The sequence below is a fragment of the Nocardioides pini genome (genome assembly GCF_026712185.1).
Lineage (GTDB): Bacteria > Actinomycetota > Actinomycetes > Propionibacteriales > Nocardioidaceae > Nocardioides > Nocardioides pini.
This window is the reverse complement of record NZ_JAPPUX010000007.1, coordinates 48,066-63,425: the sequence shown is the minus strand read 5'-3', so window position 1 is coordinate 63,425 and position 15,360 is coordinate 48,066. Positions and strand designations below refer to the sequence as shown.

Genomic DNA, 15,360 nt, shown 5'->3' with positions numbered 1-15,360 from the left:
TCCGTGACAGAGCAAGAGCAGGCCGCGCGCCACGCACCCATCTACGACCGGCTGCACGCGACACCCGAGTTCGCCGAGCTGCGACGCCGCTACCGCGGCTTCGTGTTCCCGGCGACCGTCGCGTTCCTGGCCTGGTACCTGCTGTACGTCATCCTCTCCAGCTGGGCGGGCGACTTCATGTCGACGCAGGTCTGGGGCCACATCAACGTGGCGCTGATCTTCGGACTCCTCCAGTTCGCGACGACGTTCGGCCTCGCCTGGCTGTACTCCCGCTTCTCCACCGCCAAGCTCGACCCGCTGGCCCGCCAGCTCGACGAGGAGTACCGCAGGGGAGGCGACGCCTGATGGACACCCAGGCCCTGACCACCTTCCTGTTCCTGTCGGTCGTCGCCCTGACGATCGGCATCACCTTCTGGGCGAGCCGCCAGACCAAGACGGCCGCCGACTTCTACTCCGGCGGCCGGTCGTTCTCCGGCTTCCAGAACGGCCTCGCCATCGGCGGCGACTACATGTCGGCGGCGTCGTTCCTCGGCATCTCCGGCGCCATCGCGCTCTACGGCTACGACGGCTTCCTCTACTCCATCGGCTTCCTGGTCGCGTGGCTCGTCGCCCTGCTGCTGGTGGCGGAGATGCTGCGCAACGCGGGTCGCTACACCATGGCCGACCAGCTCGCGTTCCGGATGAGCCAGCGCCCGGTGCGCACCGCGGCCTCGGTCTCGACGGTCGTGGTGTCGATCTTCTACCTGCTCGCCCAGATGGTCGGCGCGGGCTCGCTGGTCGCCCTCCTGCTCGGCGTCGACAGCGAGGCGCTGAAGAACCTCACCATCGTCGGCGTCGGCGTCCTCATGATCTTCTACGTCGTCGTCGGCGGCATGAAGGGCACCACCTACGTGCAGATCGTCAAGGCCGTGCTGCTCATGATCGGCTCCGCGCTGATCGTGGTGCTGGTGCTCGTCGAGTTCAACTTCAACCTCTCCTCCCTCCTCGGCGCCGCCGCGGAGAACTCCGGGAAGGGCGAGGCGTTCCTGCAGCCCGGTCTCCAGTACGGCGCGAGCCTGACGTCGAAGATCGACTTCCTGTCCCTCGGCCTCGCCCTGGTGCTCGGCACCGCCGGCCTGCCGCACATCCTGATCCGCTTCTACACGGTGCCGACCGCGAAGGACGCGCGGAAGTCGGTCCTCTGGGCCATCGGCCTGATCGGTGCCTTCTACCTGATGACGCTGGTGCTCGGCTTCGGTGCCGCGGCCCTGCTGGACCGCGACCAGGTGGACCCGCTCGAGGGGGGCAACCAGAACCTCGCGTCGCCGCTCCTCGCCGAAGCCGTCGGTGGCGGCGAGGGCTCCACGGGTGGGGCGGTCCTGCTGGCGCTCATCGCGGCCGTGGCCTTCGCGACCATCCTCGCCGTGGTCGCCGGCCTGACGCTGGCCAGCTCCTCCTCGGTGGCGCACGACCTCTACAAGGGCGTCATCAAGAAGGACCAGCCCATCACCGAGAAGGACGAGGTGCGGGTCGCCCGCATCGCCGCCTTCGTCATCGGTGCGATCGCGATCGCGCTGTCGATCCCGGCGCAGCGGCTCAACATCGCCTTCCTGGTGGCACTGGCCTTCGCGGTCGCGGCGTCGGCCAACCTGCCGGCGATCATCTTCAACATGTTCTGGCGGCGCTTCAACACCCGCGGCGCGGTGTGGAGCATCTACGGCGGCCTCATCTCGGCCGTCGGGCTGGTGTTCTTCTCGCCGGTGGTGTCGGGCCTGCCGACGTCGCTGTTCCCCGACTCCGACTGGTCGGTGTTCCCGCTCAACAACCCGGGCATCGTCTCGATCCCGCTGGGCTTCCTGCTCGGCTACCTCGGCACGATCTCCAAGCGTGAGCCGGAGGCCGAGGACCGCTACACCGAGCTCGAGGTCCGCGCCCTGACCGGGGCCGGCGCCGAGCAGGCCGTCCAGCACTGAGCACAGCAGCACCGGTGACCCCCTCGCCGAGCCGGAGTAGGTTCGGCGAGGGGGTCGCCTCCCTCGTCCCCACCCCCGACCAGCACCCGATGCAGCACCAGTCCCCGCACCTGCCCCGCCCGAGGAGAGAGCCTTGTCCGAGCAGACCCTGTCGAACCTGATGCACGAGGACCGGCGCTTCGAGCCCCCGGCCGACCTGGCCGCCGACGCCAACGTCACGGAGGAGGCCTACGCCCGCGCGGACGCCGACCGGGAGGCGTTCTGGGCCGAGGCCGCCGAGCGGCTGGAGTGGGGCCGGAAGTGGGACCAGGTCCTCGACTGGTCGAACCCGCCGTTCGCCAAGTGGTTCGTCGGCGGCACGATCAACGCCTCCGTCAACTGCGTCGACCGCCACGTCGCCGCCGGCAACGGTGACAAGGTGGCCCTCCACTGGGTCGGTGAGCCGGACGACGACACCCGCGACATCACGTACTCCCAGCTCAAGGACGAGGTGTCGAGGGCCGCCAACGCCCTGACGGAGCTCGGCGTGAGGAAGGGCGACCGCGTCGCGATCTACATGCCGATGATCCCCGAGGTCGTCGTCGCGATGCTCGCGTGCGCCCGCCTCGGCGCCCCGCACACCGTCGTGTTCGGTGGCTTCTCCGCCGACGCCCTCGCCTCGCGCATCACCGACTGCGAGGCCCGCGTCGTGATCACCTCCGACGGCGGCTACCGCCGCGGCGCGGCCAGCGCGCTCAAGCCCGCGGTCGACGAGGCCGTCGAGAAGACCGGCGACCTGGTGCGCAACGTGCTCGTCGTACGCCGCACCGGCCAGGACGTCGAGTGGCACGGCCGGGAAGAGGGCGGCCGCGACGTGTGGTGGCACGACATCGTCGACTCCGCCTCCGCCGAGCACGAGCCGGAGCTGCACGACTCCGAGCACCCGCTCTACGTCATGTACACCTCCGGGACCACCGGCAAGCCCAAGGGCATCCTGCACACGACCGGCGGCTACCTCACCGGGACGTCGTTCACGCACTGGGAGGTCTTCGACCTCAAGCCGGAGACCGACGTCTACTGGTGCACCGCCGACGTCGGCTGGGTGACCGGGCACTCCTACATGGTCTACGGCCCGCTCGCCAACGGTGCGACGCAGGTGATGTACGAGGGCACGCCCGAGAAGGGCCGGTGGTGGAAGATCGTGCAGGACTACAAGGTCACGATCTTCTACACCGCCCCCACCGCGATCCGGACCTTCATGAAGCAGGGCCGCGAGATCCCCGACGGCTACGACATGTCGTCGCTGCGGCTGCTCGGGTCGGTCGGCGAGCCGATCAACCCGGAGGCCTACGTCTGGTACCGCGAGGTCATCGGCGGCGACCGCTGCCCGGTCGTCGACACCTGGTGGCAGACCGAGACCGGCCAGATCATGATCAGCCCCCTGCCCGGTGTGACGGCGGGCAAGCCCGGCTCCGCGATGAAGGCGCTGCCCGGCATCGCCGCCGACGTGGTCGACGACGACGCGAAGTCCGTCGGCAACGGAAATGGCGGCTACCTCGTGCTGAAGGAGCCGTGGCCCGCCATGCTCCGCACGCTCTGGGGCGACGACGAGCGGTTCAAGGAGACGTACTGGTCGCGCTGGCCGGGCCTCTACTTCGCCGGCGACGGCGCCAAGCTCGACGACGACGGCGACATCTGGCTCCTCGGCCGCGTCGACGACGTGATGAACGTGTCGGGCCACCGGCTCTCGACGACCGAGATCGAGTCGGCGCTCGTGTCGCACCCCAAGGTCGCCGAGGCGGCGGTCGTGGGGGCGGCCGACGAGACCACCGGCCAGGCCGTGTGCGCGTTCGTCATCCTCCGCGACTCCGCCGGTGACGGCGGCGAGGACATCGTCGAGGAGCTGCGCAGGCACGTCGCGAAGGAGATCGGCGCGATCGCCAAGCCGCGCCAGATCATGGTCGTCCCCGAGCTGCCCAAGACCCGCTCCGGCAAGATCATGCGCCGCCTGCTCAAGGACGTCGCCGAGCACCGCGAGGTCGGCGACGTGACCACCCTCGCCGACTCGACGGTGATGGACCTGATCAAGTCCAAGGAGACCTCGGCCCCCGCGGAGGACTGACCTCGCTCGCCTCCGCCCTCGCCCGCGTCATACGAACCCGTACCTGTAGGTGCGGGTTCGTATGACGTCCGGGCCGACCACCTGGCCCGGCGGCCGCTGCGTCATACGAAGCGCGACCTATGACTGCGGATTCGTATGACGCTCCGCCTCCGCCTCCGCCTCCGCCGGCGCGGACCGCCCGCGGCTCGCGGCGAGCAGCAGCAGGACGCCGACGAACGCGGCGACGACCGACGCCAGCAGGATGGCGATCTTCGCCTCCTCGGTCAGCAGGTCGGAGCCCGGGAACGACAGCCCGGCGATGAAGATCGAGACCGTGAACCCGATGCCCGCCACGGCGCCGAGGCCCGCGACCATCGACCAGGGCGTGTCCTCGGGCAGCTTCGCGATGCCGAGGCGTACGGCGACGAAGGAGGTCGCGAGGATGCCGACTGGCTTGCCGAGCACCAGGCCCAGGACGATGCCGAGGGCCACCGGTTCGGTCAGGACGTCGCCGATGGCACCCACGTCGACGCCCGCGTTGGCGAGCGCGAAGACGGGGAGGACGACGTACGCCGACACCGGGTGCAGCGTGCTGATGAGCCGCTCGACCACCGACACCGACTCCCGCAGCAGGAAGCGCAGCCGGGCCAGCTCGTCGGCGTCGAGGTGTCGGTCATCGAGGGCGCTCGCGGCGAACTCGCGGGCCACCTCCTCCTTGAGCAGCGGTGTCGCGGGCGCGAGCAGGCCGATCGCGACACCGGCAAGGGTGGCGTGCACGCCCGACTCGAGCAGCGCGAACCACACGCCGACGCCGAGGACCGCGTAGACGACCACGCTCCAGACGCGCAGCGCGCGTGCCGCGATCATCAGGCCGAGGAGACCGAGGGCGATCGCGAGCCAGGTCATCGACAGGTCGCTGGTGTAGAACACCGCGATCACCAGGATCGCGCCGATGTCGTCGACGATCGCGAGCGTCAGCAGGAACAGCCGCGCCGCCGACGGGATCCGCCGCCCGAGCACCCCCAGCACCCCGACCGCGAACGCGATGTCGGTCGCCATAGGGATGCCCCAGCCGGCGCTGCCGTCGCTGCCGGGCGGGTTGAGCGCGACGTAGATGCCGGCTGGCACGACCATGCCGCCGACCGCGGCGACGATCGGCAGGGCCGCCGTCCGCGGGTCGCGCAGGTCGCCGTTGACCAGCTCGTACTTGATCTCGAGGCCGACGACGAAGAAGAAGATCACCATCAGGGCGTCGTTGACCCAGTGCTGGAGCGACTCGTCGAGGTGCAGCGGACCGACGTCGAGGGTGAGGTGGGTGTGCCAGAGCGCGTCGTACGACGACGCCCACGGGCTGTTGGCCCAGACCAGGGCCGCGGCCGCGGCGAGCAGCAGGAGGATCGAGCCCGCCGCCTCCACGCGCAGGAACTCGCGCACCGGCCGCGCGACCAGCCGGGCCAGCGGCTTGTCGCTGGCGCTGTAGACGGGCCCGGACCTCCAGAGGTCGTCGAGCCGGGAACGGTCGGGGGGCGTGGCCATCACGAGGTGGTCCTTCCGGGGGTGGTCGAAGCGGCATCACCGCGGACACACTCGCCACGGGCCGACCAGACTTCCCGGCTCACCTGAGACCCGAGTGTAGACGGGCCCGTTGGTAGGGTCGCAGCACTCAGCCCCCGGCGTACACCGAAGGACTTCCCCGCATGGCAAACGAACCGGTCAAGGACACCGATCCGACGCTCGGCAAGCTCGTCATGGACGCGCAGCGCGACATCTCCTCGCTCATCTCCAAGGAGATCCAGCTCGCCAAGAGCGAGCTCAAGATCAGCGTCAAGCACGGCGGCGTCGGCGTCGGCCTGTTCGCCGGTGCGGCGTTCCTCGTGCTGCTCGCGATCATCATGTTCTCGGTCGCGCTGGCCTACTTCATCCACTGGAACGGCGAGGGCCTCGACCTGCAGTGGGCGTTCCTCGTCGTCTTCGGCCTCTACGTCCTGATCGCCGCGCTGCTCGCCTTCATCGGCCTGCGGCAGGTCAAGAAGGTCAAGGCGCCCGAGCGCGCGATCGAGCAGGGCCGGCAGATCCCCCAGGCGCTCAAGGGCAAGCCCTGACCGACGCCCCTCGCTGATCGTGGTCCCGCTGGAGTCCGGGCGCGAGCGGTGGCCCAGCCACATTCCGCGGCCGGGGCAAGTGGGTGGCGCACCGCCCATCGGACGACACGCGGGTACTCGGTCTCTGGCGGTGGCCCAGCCACAATCGGACGCACGCGAATGTGGCTGACGCACCGCCCAGCGGCCGACGTGCCTGCACGCCTGGGCCTCGGACGTACGACGTCAGCGCACGCAGGTGCCGGTGTCGACCGGGGCGGTCGCGGCGATGCCCTCGGCCGCCGACTCGGCCACCTGGTCCGCGGTGAGGGCGTAGCCGGTGTCGGGGTCGCTGACGGACGCCGCGAAGACCAAGCCCGCCACGTCGCCGGCCGACGTCACGATCGGGCCGCCGGAGTTGCCGGGCCGGATCAGCGCGCGCAGCGAGAAGACCTGACGGATGACCGTGCCGTCGCCGTAGATGTCGGGGGAGCGCAGGCGCTGCTCGGAGCGGATGCGACCGGACTCGACGTCGTAGGGGCCGTCCTGGGGGTAGCCCAGCACGGCGACGGGGTCGCGCGGCTGGACCTCGGTGTCGAACGCGAGCGGGAGCGACCCGGTGTCGGGCAGCGACAGGACGGCGATGTCGAGGTCGGGGTCGTAGAGCACCACGGACGCGGTGACCGTCGAGCCGGCGACCTCCACCTCGGGGCGGGTGACGCCCGCGACGACGTGGGCGTTGGTCATCAGCCGGCCCGGGGCGAAGAAGAAGCCGGTGCCCTCGACCCCACCGCCGCAGCCGTTGGTGCCGCGGACCTTCACCACGCTGGCCTCGGCCGCGAGCACGTCGGGGTCGGTCAGCATGCGCGGGTCGCCGGGGCGGACCGCGACGATCCGCTCGGGCGCGAAGGGCTCGAGGTAGCGCGGGAAGAACGTCGTTCCGACCACGTTGTTGAACGTCTGCAGCACCTTGCCCGAGTCGGCCGGGAGCGTCCGGTCGACCTCGGCCAGGATGGTGGACTCGCGCACCAGCGGCGTGACCGCGCCGATGCGGGTGCCGGACACCGCGACACCCAGCGCCCACGCGACGAGCAGCACCGCGACGGCGCTGAGGACCGATCCTCCGATCGCGTCGACGGCGCGGATCGGCTGCCAGGTGATGCGGTCGCGCAGCCGGGCGCCGACGTACTGGAAGAGCGCCTGCCCGAGCGAGGCGCAGATGATGACGATGAAGAGCGCGCCCAGGGAGACCCACAGCGACGGGGCGGCGTCACCGAGCGCGAGCGGCGCGACCCAGATGCCGATGAGGCCGCCGAGCAGCAGCCCGGCGGTGGCGCTCGCGCCGGTGATGAATCCCTGCCAGTAGCCCGAGAGGGCATAGATCCCCACGAGCGCCACGAGGCACCAGTCGAGGACGTTCATCGCGAGCTACTCCTCGAGCCTGGTGTTCTGGGGGGTGTCGTGCGGGGTGTTGGGCGCGAGGTCGGTGCCTCTGGGGACACCCTGCAGCATGTGGTCGGGCAGGTCACGCACCCGCGCCCTGTCCCAGTCCTGCGCCCAGCCGAGATAGCTGAACAGGCGGGCGATGATGCCGGCGGTGAAGCCCCACAGGACCACGTCGCGCTGCGCGCCGATGAGGAAGCCGGGGCCCAGCCAGCCGCTGGGGTGGCGCACGGTGATGCGGTTGTCGGGGTCGAGGAGGTCGGCGATCGCGACGTGGTGGATCTCGTGGACCTCCGCCGGGCTCTCGATGCGCACCTCGCCCCGGTCGCGCCAGTAGCCCAGGATCGGCGTCACCGCGAAGTTGCTGGGCGGCAGCCACAGCTCGGGCAGCTCGCCGAACACCTCGACCTCGGCCGGGACCAGCCCGATCTCCTCGTGGGCCTCGCGCAGCGCCGCCTCGACCGGGGTCTCCCCCTCGTCGAGCGAACCGCCCGGGAACGACACCTGGCCGGGGTGGGAGCGCATGTGGTGGTTGCGCTCGGTGAGCAGGAGCTCGCCGCGGTGGGCGAGGTCGTCGGGGGCGGCCGGGTCGGCGTCGCGGTCGGCGAAGACCATCAGCACGGCGCCGCGGCGCGGGTCGCTGTCCGGTGGGGGCATGAAGCGGGTCAGCTCGTGGACGGTGATCGTGGAGGCGGCCTCGACCACGGGCGCCAGCCACCGCGGCAGCGAGCCCGGCCGCCCGGCGGACCCCTCGTTCACAGGTCGATCCCGAGGTGCTCGGCCACCAGGTCGCGGACCTCGCCGACCGACTCGACGCCGCCGGAGTCCTGGGCGACGACCTTGCCGGTCTCGTCGACGAAGACGAACGCCGGCAGCCCGCGGCGTGCGATCGCGAAGGCGTCCTCGACCATCAGCTCGCCGCCCGGGTCGGCGATCGAGGGGTAGGTCACCCCGGTCTCCTCGGCCAGCGCGAGCGCGCCGTCGGGGTGGACGTCGTTGAAGTCGATGCCGACGAGCCGCACCCGGTCGCCGTACTGCTGGTGGAACTCCTCCAGCGCCGGCATCTCGAGGCGGCAGGGCTCGCAGCGCGCCTGCCACAGGTTGATCAGCATCGGCCCGCGCAGCGAGGAGAGCTCGACGTCGGGCCCGCCGCCGAGGCACGGGAGCGTCATCTCCGGCAGCCCGCCCTCGACCGGGTCGCCGGTGCCGGGCGTGCAGTCCTCCATGCCGATGCGCGCCTTGACCTCGCGCAGCGCCGGGGTGTCGACCTCGACGTCGGGAGGGCGTACGTCGATGGGGCCGGCGTCGCCCATCGAGGACCACGCGACGGCACCCACGGCGACGCACGTGGCGAGCGCCAGCACCAGGAGGAGCTTCTTCATGCAGGTCCCTGCGTGGTGACGAGCTTCTCCGCCTCGACCGGGTCGGTCGGTCCCGCGCCGAACGAGGGGCACAGGCGCGCGACCGGGCAGGCGCCGCACGCGGGCTTCTTGGCGTGGCACCGGCGCCGGCCGTGCCAGATGAGGTGGTGCGACAGCATCGTCCAGTCACGCTTGGGGAACAGCGCGCCGACGGCGTGCTCCACCTTGACCGGATCGGTCTCCTCGGTCCAGCCGAGGCGACGCGCGAGCCGGCCGAAGTGGGTGTCGACGGTGATGCCGGGCTTGCCGAAAGCATTGCCGAGCACGACGTTGGCGGTCTTGCGGCCCACGCCCGGCAGGGTGACGAGGTCGTCGAGGCGGGAGGGCACCTCGCCGCCGAAGGTGTCGACGAGCGCCTGGCTGAGCTTGAGCAGGGCGTCGGTCTTCTGCCGGAAGAACCCGAGCGGCCCGAGGAGCTGCTCGAGGTGCTCGCGCGGGGCCGCGGCCATCGCCTCGGGCGTCGGGTAGGCCGCGAACAGCGCGGGGCTGGCCGCGTTGACCCGCCGGTCGGTCGTCTGCGCGGAGATCACGGTGACGACGAGGCACTCGAACGGGTTGGTGAAGTCGAGCTCGGCGCGGGCGTCGGGGTAGGTCTCGGCGAGGATGCGGTCGACCTTGCGCGCCCGGCGCACCAGCGACGTGTCGGGCTTGGGGATCTCGACGACCTTGCGGGCGGGGGCGGGCACGCGCTCAGCCTACGGTCCGCCTCCGACACCCCCGAAGCCGGCGCGAACGACGCCTCGCCGCCCGGAGTCGCGGTTGTGAGCCGCACCACGGCTAGGATCGTCAGCGATCCCGAGCAGCACCGGTCGGGACGCACCCCACCGGGAGGATTGACGTGGACAACGACGTGCTTCGGCAGGCACCGCTGTTCAGCTCGCTCGACGACGAGGCGGCGACTGCGCTGGGCGGTTCGATGGCCGAGACCCGACTCCGCCGCGGCGACGTGCTCTTCCACGAGGGCGACTCGGGCGACAAGCTCTACATCGTCACCGAGGGCAAGGTGAAGCTCGGCCGCTCCTCCTCCGACGGCCGCGAGAACCTGCTCGCCATCATGGGACCCGGTCAGATGTTCGGCGAGCTGTCCCTCTTCGACCCGGGCCCGCGCTCCGCGACGGTCACCGCCGTCACCGACGCCTCCTTCGCCTCGCTGTCCCACGACGACCTGCTGCGCTGGCTCGACGGCCGCCCGCAGGTCGCCCGCGGCCTGCTGTCCCAGCTCGCCTCGCGGCTGCGCAAGTCCAACGACGTCGTGGCCGACCTGGTCTTCTCCGACGTCCCGGGCCGCGTCGCCAAGGCGCTCCTCGACCTCGCCGACCGCTTCGGCCGGACCGCCGACGACGGCGTCCACGTCCACCACGACCTCACCCAGGAGGAGCTCGCCCAGCTGGTCGGCGCCTCCCGCGAGACGGTCAACAAGGCGCTCGCCGACTTCGCCTCGCGCGGCTGGCTGCGCCTGGAGCCCCGCTCCGTGGTGATCATGGACCTCGAGCGCCTCTCTCGCCGCGCCCGCTGACCCTTCTTCGCACCGATTCTCAGCACCTGACCCCCGGCGGGGCGCCCGCGTGCGTCGTACGTCGTGAAGGGGGTTGCCGTGATGAGTGATCGATCGGCGTTCGACGAGTTCGTGCACGCGCGCGGGCCGGCGCTCGCCCGCACCGCCTACCTGCTGACCGGCGACCACCACCTCGCCGAGGACCTGGTGCAGGCGGCGCTGGTGCAGGCGGCCAGGCACTGGGAGCGGATCGAGACCTCGCCCGAGGCCTACGTGCGCCGCACGATGTACCACCAGAACATCTCCTGGTGGCGGCGGCGCCGCTTCGCCGAGTCCCCGCTGGGGTCGTACGACGCCCCGGTGGCGGCGGCCGACCCGACCGTGCGGCTCACCCTCGAGCAGGCCCTGCGCCGGCTGACGCCGCGCCAGCGCACCGTGCTGGTGCTGCGCTACTTCGAGGACCTCACCGAGGTCCAGACGGCCGCCACGCTGGGCATCTCCAGCGGCGCGGTCAAGTCCATGTCGCGCCAGGCCCTCCAGCGGCTGCGCGTCCTGGCCCCCGAGCTCGCCGACCTGGTGGGAGCAGACACATGAGCACCGACCTGCGCGAGGAGCTCGACGCCCTCGCCCGCACCCAGACCTTCTCCCCCGACCCGTCCGCCTGGGACCGCGGTCGCCGCGCCCGTCGTCGTACCCGCGCCGCCGCCGGACTGGCCGCGGTCGCCGTCGTCGCGGTGGTGGCCGGCGCGGGGGCGCTCGCCGTGCGCCCCGCAGACGTCGGACCGGCGGGCGACGTCGTGCCGGCCGGCGCGATCCCGAGCCGTATCGGTGAGCCAGACGGTCCGATGGTGTCGGACCTCGCGATCGGCCGGGCGTCGGTGGCCTACGTCGACGACGTCCACCTCGGACAGCCCGTCCTGGTGAGCGCCACGACCGGCGAGGCCCTCCGCGTCGACCTCCCCGACTTCCCCGAGCTCGACGCCGAGGCGATGGACGGGTGGTTCCACGGGCCGTGGCTGGCGCTGTCCCCCGACGGCCGACGCCTGGCCTACCCGGCGGGCAGCTCCGTCGAGCGGGTCCGGGGGGTGACGACCATCAGCACCGGCTGGTACCGCGTGGTCGACCTGGTCACCGGGGAGACGAGCCTCCTCGACCTGCCGACCGGCACCGGGACGCCGCGCGCGGTGTCGTGGACGTCGGACGGTGAGATCGCCGTCGACGTCTACGGTCGCGTCACCGAGCCGGGCGAGGCACCCGACATCGAGAGCTGGACGATCGACCCGGCGACGGGTGACAGCAGCACGTCGGCGCTGACCGGCGTGACGGCTCCGGGTGGCGGCGTCAGCGCGCCCTTCCCGGCCGACGAGGTCGCCGTCCGGGCGGTGCCGTTCGAGACCGCAAGCGGCACCGACCCGCTCCGGCGGCTTCCCGCCGACCTCTACCCCGACGGCGCGACGGTGACGCCGGTCGGCTGGGCGGACGACAGCCTGCTCGTGGCCGAGGTCGACGCTCCGGCCGGCAGCTACGTCGAGGGACCGCACCTGGTCCTGATGACCTCACCCGACCGCCCCGGGTCGGAGTGGACCTACCGGATCCTGGTGCGCGGCGTGCCCGACACGGCCAGCCTCAGCGTCGCCGTCGACCTGGTGCCCGACCTCGACGGCACGTCGCCGCAGGTGCTCACCCACGACTTCGACGCGGCCGACCGTCCGCCGGCGCCCTTCGGGATCGAGCTGTCGCTGTTCATCGGACTCGGGGTGGCTGCCTCCATCGCCGTCCTGATGGCGCTGCGGTGGCTCTGGCGACGCTTCCTGTAGCCGTCGTACGGACCCAACGGGCGTGGCCGGCGCGGCCGTACGCGGGGACCGCCGACGGGCGGCGTCGTTCGATCCGTACGACGGCTCAGGCGCGCGGGTCGCGGCCGGCGAACGCCACCAGCCGGTCGTAGGCCGGGGCGTCGTCGGGGACGCCGACCGGCGCACCGAAGGCGTCGCCGCGGTTGTCGTCGGTCAGGCCCTGCTGGATGAAGGCGAGCCCGCGCTCGGCCACCTCGTCGTCGAGCGGCACCTTCCGACCGATTGCCCGCACCAGGTCCCAGGTGTGCACCCCGAGCTCGGCGCTCTGCCAGTCGGCCTGGGCCACCTGGTCGTCGGGTCGGCCGTGCCAGTGGTGCAGCAGGTCGTCGGCGTGCGTGCGGAAGTGTGCGGCCAGCACGGCCGGGTCGCCGCCGACGCCGGTGCTCGCGCTCCAGTCGACCTCCTCGCCACGCGCCTGCTGCAGGAAGTGCTCCGGTGCGGCTGCCAGGTGGTCGGCGAGCTCGCGCACGGTCCACCCCGCGCACGGCGTCGGCTTGTCGAGGTCGTCGGGGTGCACGACGGCGAGGGCGTCACCCGCCTGGTCCAGGGCGCGGGACAGGACGACGACGGGCCGGTGCGGGCTGCTCATCGGGGTGTGGTTCATGGCACCCACCTCACTCTTCCGTCGGTGCGGACGCAAGGGTCATTCGCCCTCGAGGTACGCCAGCTGGGCGCGCACCGACAGCTCCGCCGCACCCCAGAGCACAGGGTCGACGTCGGCGTAGACGATCTCGACGATCGCGCGCGGCAGGGTCTCGTGCGGGAAGGACCCGCCCTCCCGCTCCACGGCGTGCAGGTCGCGCAGGGCCTGGCGCACCTGGTCGAGCCGCTGCTCGCGGTGCGCGAGGTAGAGGTCGAGGGCGCCGAGCGCGTCGTCGATCACCGGGCCGTGGCCGGGCCAGACGGCGGTGATGCCCTGCTCGCCGCAGAGCGCGTGCAGCCGCTGGAGGGAGGCGAGGTAGGCCCCGAGCTGGCCGTCGGGGTGCGCGACGACGGTGGTGCCGCGACCCAGCACGGTGTCGCCGGTCAGCACGGCGCGATCCTGCGGCACGACGAACGACAGCGAGTCCGACGTGTGGCCGGGCGTCGCGACCACGTGCACCTCGAGCCCGCCGACCGTGACGACGTCGCCCTCGCCGAGGCCCTCGGACCCCAGCCGGTAGGCCGGGTCCAGCGCGCGTACGCCGCACCCGTGGCGCTCGGCGTACTGGCGCGCCGCCTCGCTGTGGTCGGCGTGGTGGTGGGTCAGCAGCACGACGGACACGTCACCGGCGGCCGCGTCGATCGCGTCGAGGTGGGCGTCGATGGCCGGGCCCGGGTCGACGACGACCGAGCGCGCCGAGTCGGGGTCGCGGAGCACCCACGTGTTGGTGCCGTCGAGGGTCATCACGTCGGCGTTGGGCGCGAGCACGCACGTGCCGGTCTCGCCGAAGGTCCCGCCGGACCAGCCCCGGTCGCTCATCCCCGGTGGCTCATCGAGCGGCCATCAGCGTGGCGTAGGCCGGTGGGGTGGACAGGATGAACTCCTCGCCGTCGGCGACGACCTCGGGCATGAACATCTCGACCCTCCGGCCGCTCGCCTCGGCGAGGACGGCGGAGGGGTCGGCGTACTGGCCCACCTCGAGGCAGGTCAGCCACGTCGGGGGCAGCATGAGGATCTCCTGCCGCTCGACGAGCGACACCGCGTCCATCGCGCCGGCCCACATGACCGAGGACGACTCGCTCGACACGTCGCGGGTCACCTGCCCCTCGGGCAGGCGGGCCACGAAGAACCACGTGCGGTAGCGCCGCGGCTCGAACACCGGGGTCAGCCAGCCCGACCAGGCGCCGAGGAGGTCGGTGCGGAGCACGAGCGAGCGCTTCTCGAGGAAGGCGGTCAGCGAGACCTCGCGCGACTCCAGCGCGACGCGGTCGGCCTCCCAGTCGTCGCCGGTGGTGTCGGCCACGACCGAGTCCGGACCGGCGCCCGCCAGCAGCACTCCCGACTCCTCGAAGGTCTCCCGCACGGCCGCGCAGACCAGCGCCCGGGCCCGGGGCTCGTCGCAGCCGAGCCGCGAGGCCCACTCGGCGGGCGACGGACCGGCCCACAGGCCGCGCTCGACCAGCTCGTCGTCGAAGTCGCGAGGATCGACGCCGCCGCCGGGGAAGACGCACATCCCGCCTGCGAAGGCCATCGACGTCTGGCGGCGCAGGAGGTAGACGTCGGGGCCGGCGGCACCCGGGCGCACCAGCACCACCGTCGCCGCGTCGCGGGGCTCGGCGGGCGTCGCACCACCCTCGGCGTACGACCTCGCCTGCGCGACGAGCGCCTCGGGGAGGGGAAGGCGCTGCAAGGTCTCAGACCTCGACGACGATCTCGACCTCGACGGGCACGTCGAGCGGGAGCACGGTGACGCCGACGGCGGAGCGGGCGTGCTTGCCGGCGTCGCCGAAGACCTCGCCGAGCAGCTCGGAGGCGCCGTTGGCGACCTGGGGCTGGCCGGTGAAGTCGGGCGTCGAGGCGACGAACACGACGACCTTGACCACGCGCTTGACGTCGTCGAGCGAGCCGATCTCGGCCTTGACCGCGGCGAGCGCGTTGAGGGCGCACTGGCGGGCGCACTCGTAGCCCTGCTCGTCGCTGACCTCGGCGCCGAGCTTGCCGATCGCGAGCATCCCGCCGTCGCGGGCGGGCAGCTGGCCGGCGGTGAAGACGAGGTTGCCGCTCCTCGCCGTCGGCTGGTAGGCCGCGACCGGCGGGACGACCTCGGGGACGGTGATGCCCAGCTCGGCGAGGCGGGCCTCGGCACCCACGTCAGGCCTTCGGCTTCTTCAGGAAGGCGACGAGGCCGCCCTGCGCGTTGGTGTGGATGGCCACCAGCTCCCAGCCGTCCTGGCCGAAGTTGTTGAGCATCAGGGCCTCGTTGTGGAGCGGAATCGGCGCCACCTGGTATTCCCACTGGGTCATGGATCGCACCCTACTCGGGGGCGACGCGCGGCTGTTCGGCGTCCTCCCGTGGTCTGACGCCGGGGGCGGGTGCGCGGTCTAACGTTCT

General features: G+C 72.1%; 17 protein-coding genes. 7 read left to right on the top strand and 10 right to left on the bottom strand.

Going from position 1 to position 15,360, the window contains the following annotated elements; genetic code table 11:
• Positions 1-3 precede the first annotated feature (3 nt).
• From NYO98_RS20775 to acs, 3 genes are all read left to right on the top strand, one after another.
• Positions 4-345 carry a DUF485 domain-containing protein gene (locus NYO98_RS20775; RefSeq protein ID WP_268113790.1) on the top strand — a complete coding sequence of 114 codons (342 nt, stop codon included), beginning with the start codon at positions 4-6 and terminating at the stop codon, positions 343-345.
• On the top strand, positions 345-1,952 hold the full coding sequence (locus NYO98_RS20770; protein WP_268113789.1) for a solute symporter family protein: 1,608 nt from the start codon (positions 345-347) through the stop codon (positions 1,950-1,952). Before NYO98_RS20775 ends, NYO98_RS20770 begins: the two co-directional genes overlap by 1 nt.
• A gap of 160 nt (positions 1,953-2,112) precedes the next feature.
• Positions 2,113-4,053: an acetate--CoA ligase gene (acs, locus tag NYO98_RS20765; protein WP_456094058.1), complete on the top strand. Its 1,941-nt coding sequence runs from the start codon at positions 2,113-2,115 to the stop codon at positions 4,051-4,053.
• 117 nt (positions 4,054-4,170) lie between these two features.
• On the opposite strand, the gene nhaA is transcribed toward acs, so the two are convergent.
• Positions 4,171-5,568, bottom strand: coding sequence for a Na+/H+ antiporter NhaA (gene nhaA / locus NYO98_RS20760; RefSeq protein ID WP_268113854.1), 1,398 nt, complete (start codon positions 5,566-5,568; stop codon positions 4,171-4,173).
• Positions 5,569-5,729: 161 nt separating this feature from the next.
• On the opposite strand from nhaA, the gene NYO98_RS20755 reads away from it, so the two are divergent.
• Complete coding sequence (locus tag NYO98_RS20755; RefSeq protein WP_268113787.1) at positions 5,730-6,134, top strand: phage holin family protein; 405 nt, start codon at positions 5,730-5,732, stop codon at positions 6,132-6,134.
• Positions 6,135-6,356: 222 nt separating this feature from the next.
• Here the strand turns inward: NYO98_RS20755 and NYO98_RS20750 are convergent, their stop codons facing one another.
• Genes NYO98_RS20750 through nth form a run of 4 tightly spaced genes read right to left on the bottom strand, consistent with a single transcriptional unit; the run spans position 6,357 to position 9,660 of the window.
• A complete protein-coding gene (locus NYO98_RS20750) occupies positions 6,357-7,532 on the bottom strand; it encodes a MarP family serine protease (protein WP_268113786.1) in 1,176 nt (391 codons plus the stop codon).
• Positions 7,533-7,538: 6 nt separating this feature from the next.
• On the bottom strand, positions 7,539-8,312 hold the full coding sequence (locus NYO98_RS20745) for an NUDIX hydrolase (protein ID WP_268113784.1): 774 nt from the start codon (positions 8,310-8,312) through the stop codon (positions 7,539-7,541).
• The gene (locus NYO98_RS20740) at positions 8,309-8,935 is read right to left on the bottom strand and encodes a TlpA family protein disulfide reductase (protein WP_268113783.1); all 627 of its coding nucleotides are present in this window, start codon (positions 8,933-8,935) and stop codon (positions 8,309-8,311) included. Before NYO98_RS20740 ends, NYO98_RS20745 begins: the two co-directional genes overlap by 4 nt.
• A complete protein-coding gene (gene nth, locus NYO98_RS20735) occupies positions 8,932-9,660 on the bottom strand; it encodes an endonuclease III (protein WP_268113782.1) in 729 nt (242 codons plus the stop codon). The genes NYO98_RS20740 and nth overlap by 4 nt, the downstream gene beginning before the upstream one ends.
• Positions 9,661-9,812: 152 nt before the next feature.
• Here nth and NYO98_RS20730 point away from each other — a divergent pair, with 152 nt between their 5' ends.
• The 3 genes from NYO98_RS20730 to NYO98_RS20720 all read left to right on the top strand — a co-directional run bounded on the left by NYO98_RS20730 (position 9,813) and on the right by NYO98_RS20720 (position 12,286).
• Positions 9,813-10,490, top strand: coding sequence for a Crp/Fnr family transcriptional regulator (locus NYO98_RS20730; RefSeq protein ID WP_268113781.1), 678 nt, complete (start codon positions 9,813-9,815; stop codon positions 10,488-10,490).
• Between the two features lie 81 nt (positions 10,491-10,571).
• Positions 10,572-11,063, top strand: a complete 492-nt coding sequence (locus NYO98_RS20725) for a SigE family RNA polymerase sigma factor (protein WP_268113779.1) — start codon at positions 10,572-10,574, stop codon at positions 11,061-11,063.
• Positions 11,060-12,286 carry a hypothetical protein gene (locus NYO98_RS20720; RefSeq protein WP_268113778.1) on the top strand — a complete coding sequence of 409 codons (1,227 nt, stop codon included), beginning with the start codon at positions 11,060-11,062 and terminating at the stop codon, positions 12,284-12,286. Before NYO98_RS20725 ends, NYO98_RS20720 begins: the two co-directional genes overlap by 4 nt.
• Positions 12,287-12,371: 85 nt before the next feature.
• Here the strand turns inward: NYO98_RS20720 and NYO98_RS20715 are convergent, their stop codons facing one another.
• Genes NYO98_RS20715 through NYO98_RS20695 form a run of 5 tightly spaced genes read right to left on the bottom strand, consistent with a single transcriptional unit; the run spans position 12,372 to position 15,272 of the window.
• Positions 12,372-12,929: a TIGR03086 family metal-binding protein gene (locus NYO98_RS20715; RefSeq protein ID WP_268113776.1), complete on the bottom strand. Its 558-nt coding sequence runs from the start codon at positions 12,927-12,929 to the stop codon at positions 12,372-12,374.
• 39 nt (positions 12,930-12,968) lie between these two features.
• Entirely contained in the window at positions 12,969-13,787 is an 819-nt protein-coding gene (locus NYO98_RS20710) for an MBL fold metallo-hydrolase (protein WP_268113775.1), read from the bottom strand.
• 10 nt (positions 13,788-13,797) lie between these two features.
• Positions 13,798-14,658: an NUDIX hydrolase gene (locus NYO98_RS20705; protein WP_268113774.1), complete on the bottom strand. Its 861-nt coding sequence runs from the start codon at positions 14,656-14,658 to the stop codon at positions 13,798-13,800.
• Positions 14,659-14,662: 4 nt separating this feature from the next.
• Entirely contained in the window at positions 14,663-15,118 is a 456-nt protein-coding gene (locus tag NYO98_RS20700; RefSeq protein WP_268113772.1) for a RidA family protein, read from the bottom strand.
• Position 15,119: 1 nt separating this feature from the next.
• Positions 15,120-15,272: a hypothetical protein gene (locus NYO98_RS20695; protein WP_168218378.1), complete on the bottom strand. Its 153-nt coding sequence runs from the start codon at positions 15,270-15,272 to the stop codon at positions 15,120-15,122.
• Between the last annotated feature and the right edge of the window lie 88 nt (positions 15,273-15,360).

Bases quoted from the DNA above. Each gene is read 5' to 3' on its own strand.
- NYO98_RS20770 (WP_268113789.1), top strand. From the start codon at position 345: ATGGACACCCAGGCCCTGACCACCTTCCTGTTCCTGTCGGTCGTCGCC.
- acs (WP_456094058.1), top strand. From the start codon at position 2,113: ATGCACGAGGACCGGCGCTTCGAGCCCCCGGCCGACCTGGCCGCCGAC.
- nhaA (WP_268113854.1), bottom strand. From the start codon at position 5,568: ATGGCCACGCCCCCCGACCGTTCCCGGCTCGACGACCTCTGGAGGTCC.
- NYO98_RS20755 (WP_268113787.1), top strand. From the start codon at position 5,730: ATGGCAAACGAACCGGTCAAGGACACCGATCCGACGCTCGGCAAGCTC.
- NYO98_RS20750 (WP_268113786.1), bottom strand. From the start codon at position 7,532: ATGAACGTCCTCGACTGGTGCCTCGTGGCGCTCGTGGGGATCTATGCC.
- NYO98_RS20740 (WP_268113783.1), bottom strand. From the start codon at position 8,935: ATGAAGAAGCTCCTCCTGGTGCTGGCGCTCGCCACGTGCGTCGCCGTG.
- NYO98_RS20725 (WP_268113779.1), top strand. From the start codon at position 10,572: ATGAGTGATCGATCGGCGTTCGACGAGTTCGTGCACGCGCGCGGGCCG.
- NYO98_RS20720 (WP_268113778.1), top strand. From the start codon at position 11,060: ATGAGCACCGACCTGCGCGAGGAGCTCGACGCCCTCGCCCGCACCCAG.
- NYO98_RS20715 (WP_268113776.1), bottom strand. From the start codon at position 12,929: ATGAACCACACCCCGATGAGCAGCCCGCACCGGCCCGTCGTCGTCCTG.
- NYO98_RS20710 (WP_268113775.1), bottom strand. From the start codon at position 13,787: ATGAGCGACCGGGGCTGGTCCGGCGGGACCTTCGGCGAGACCGGCACG.
- NYO98_RS20695 (WP_168218378.1), bottom strand. From the start codon at position 15,272: ATGACCCAGTGGGAATACCAGGTGGCGCCGATTCCGCTCCACAACGAG.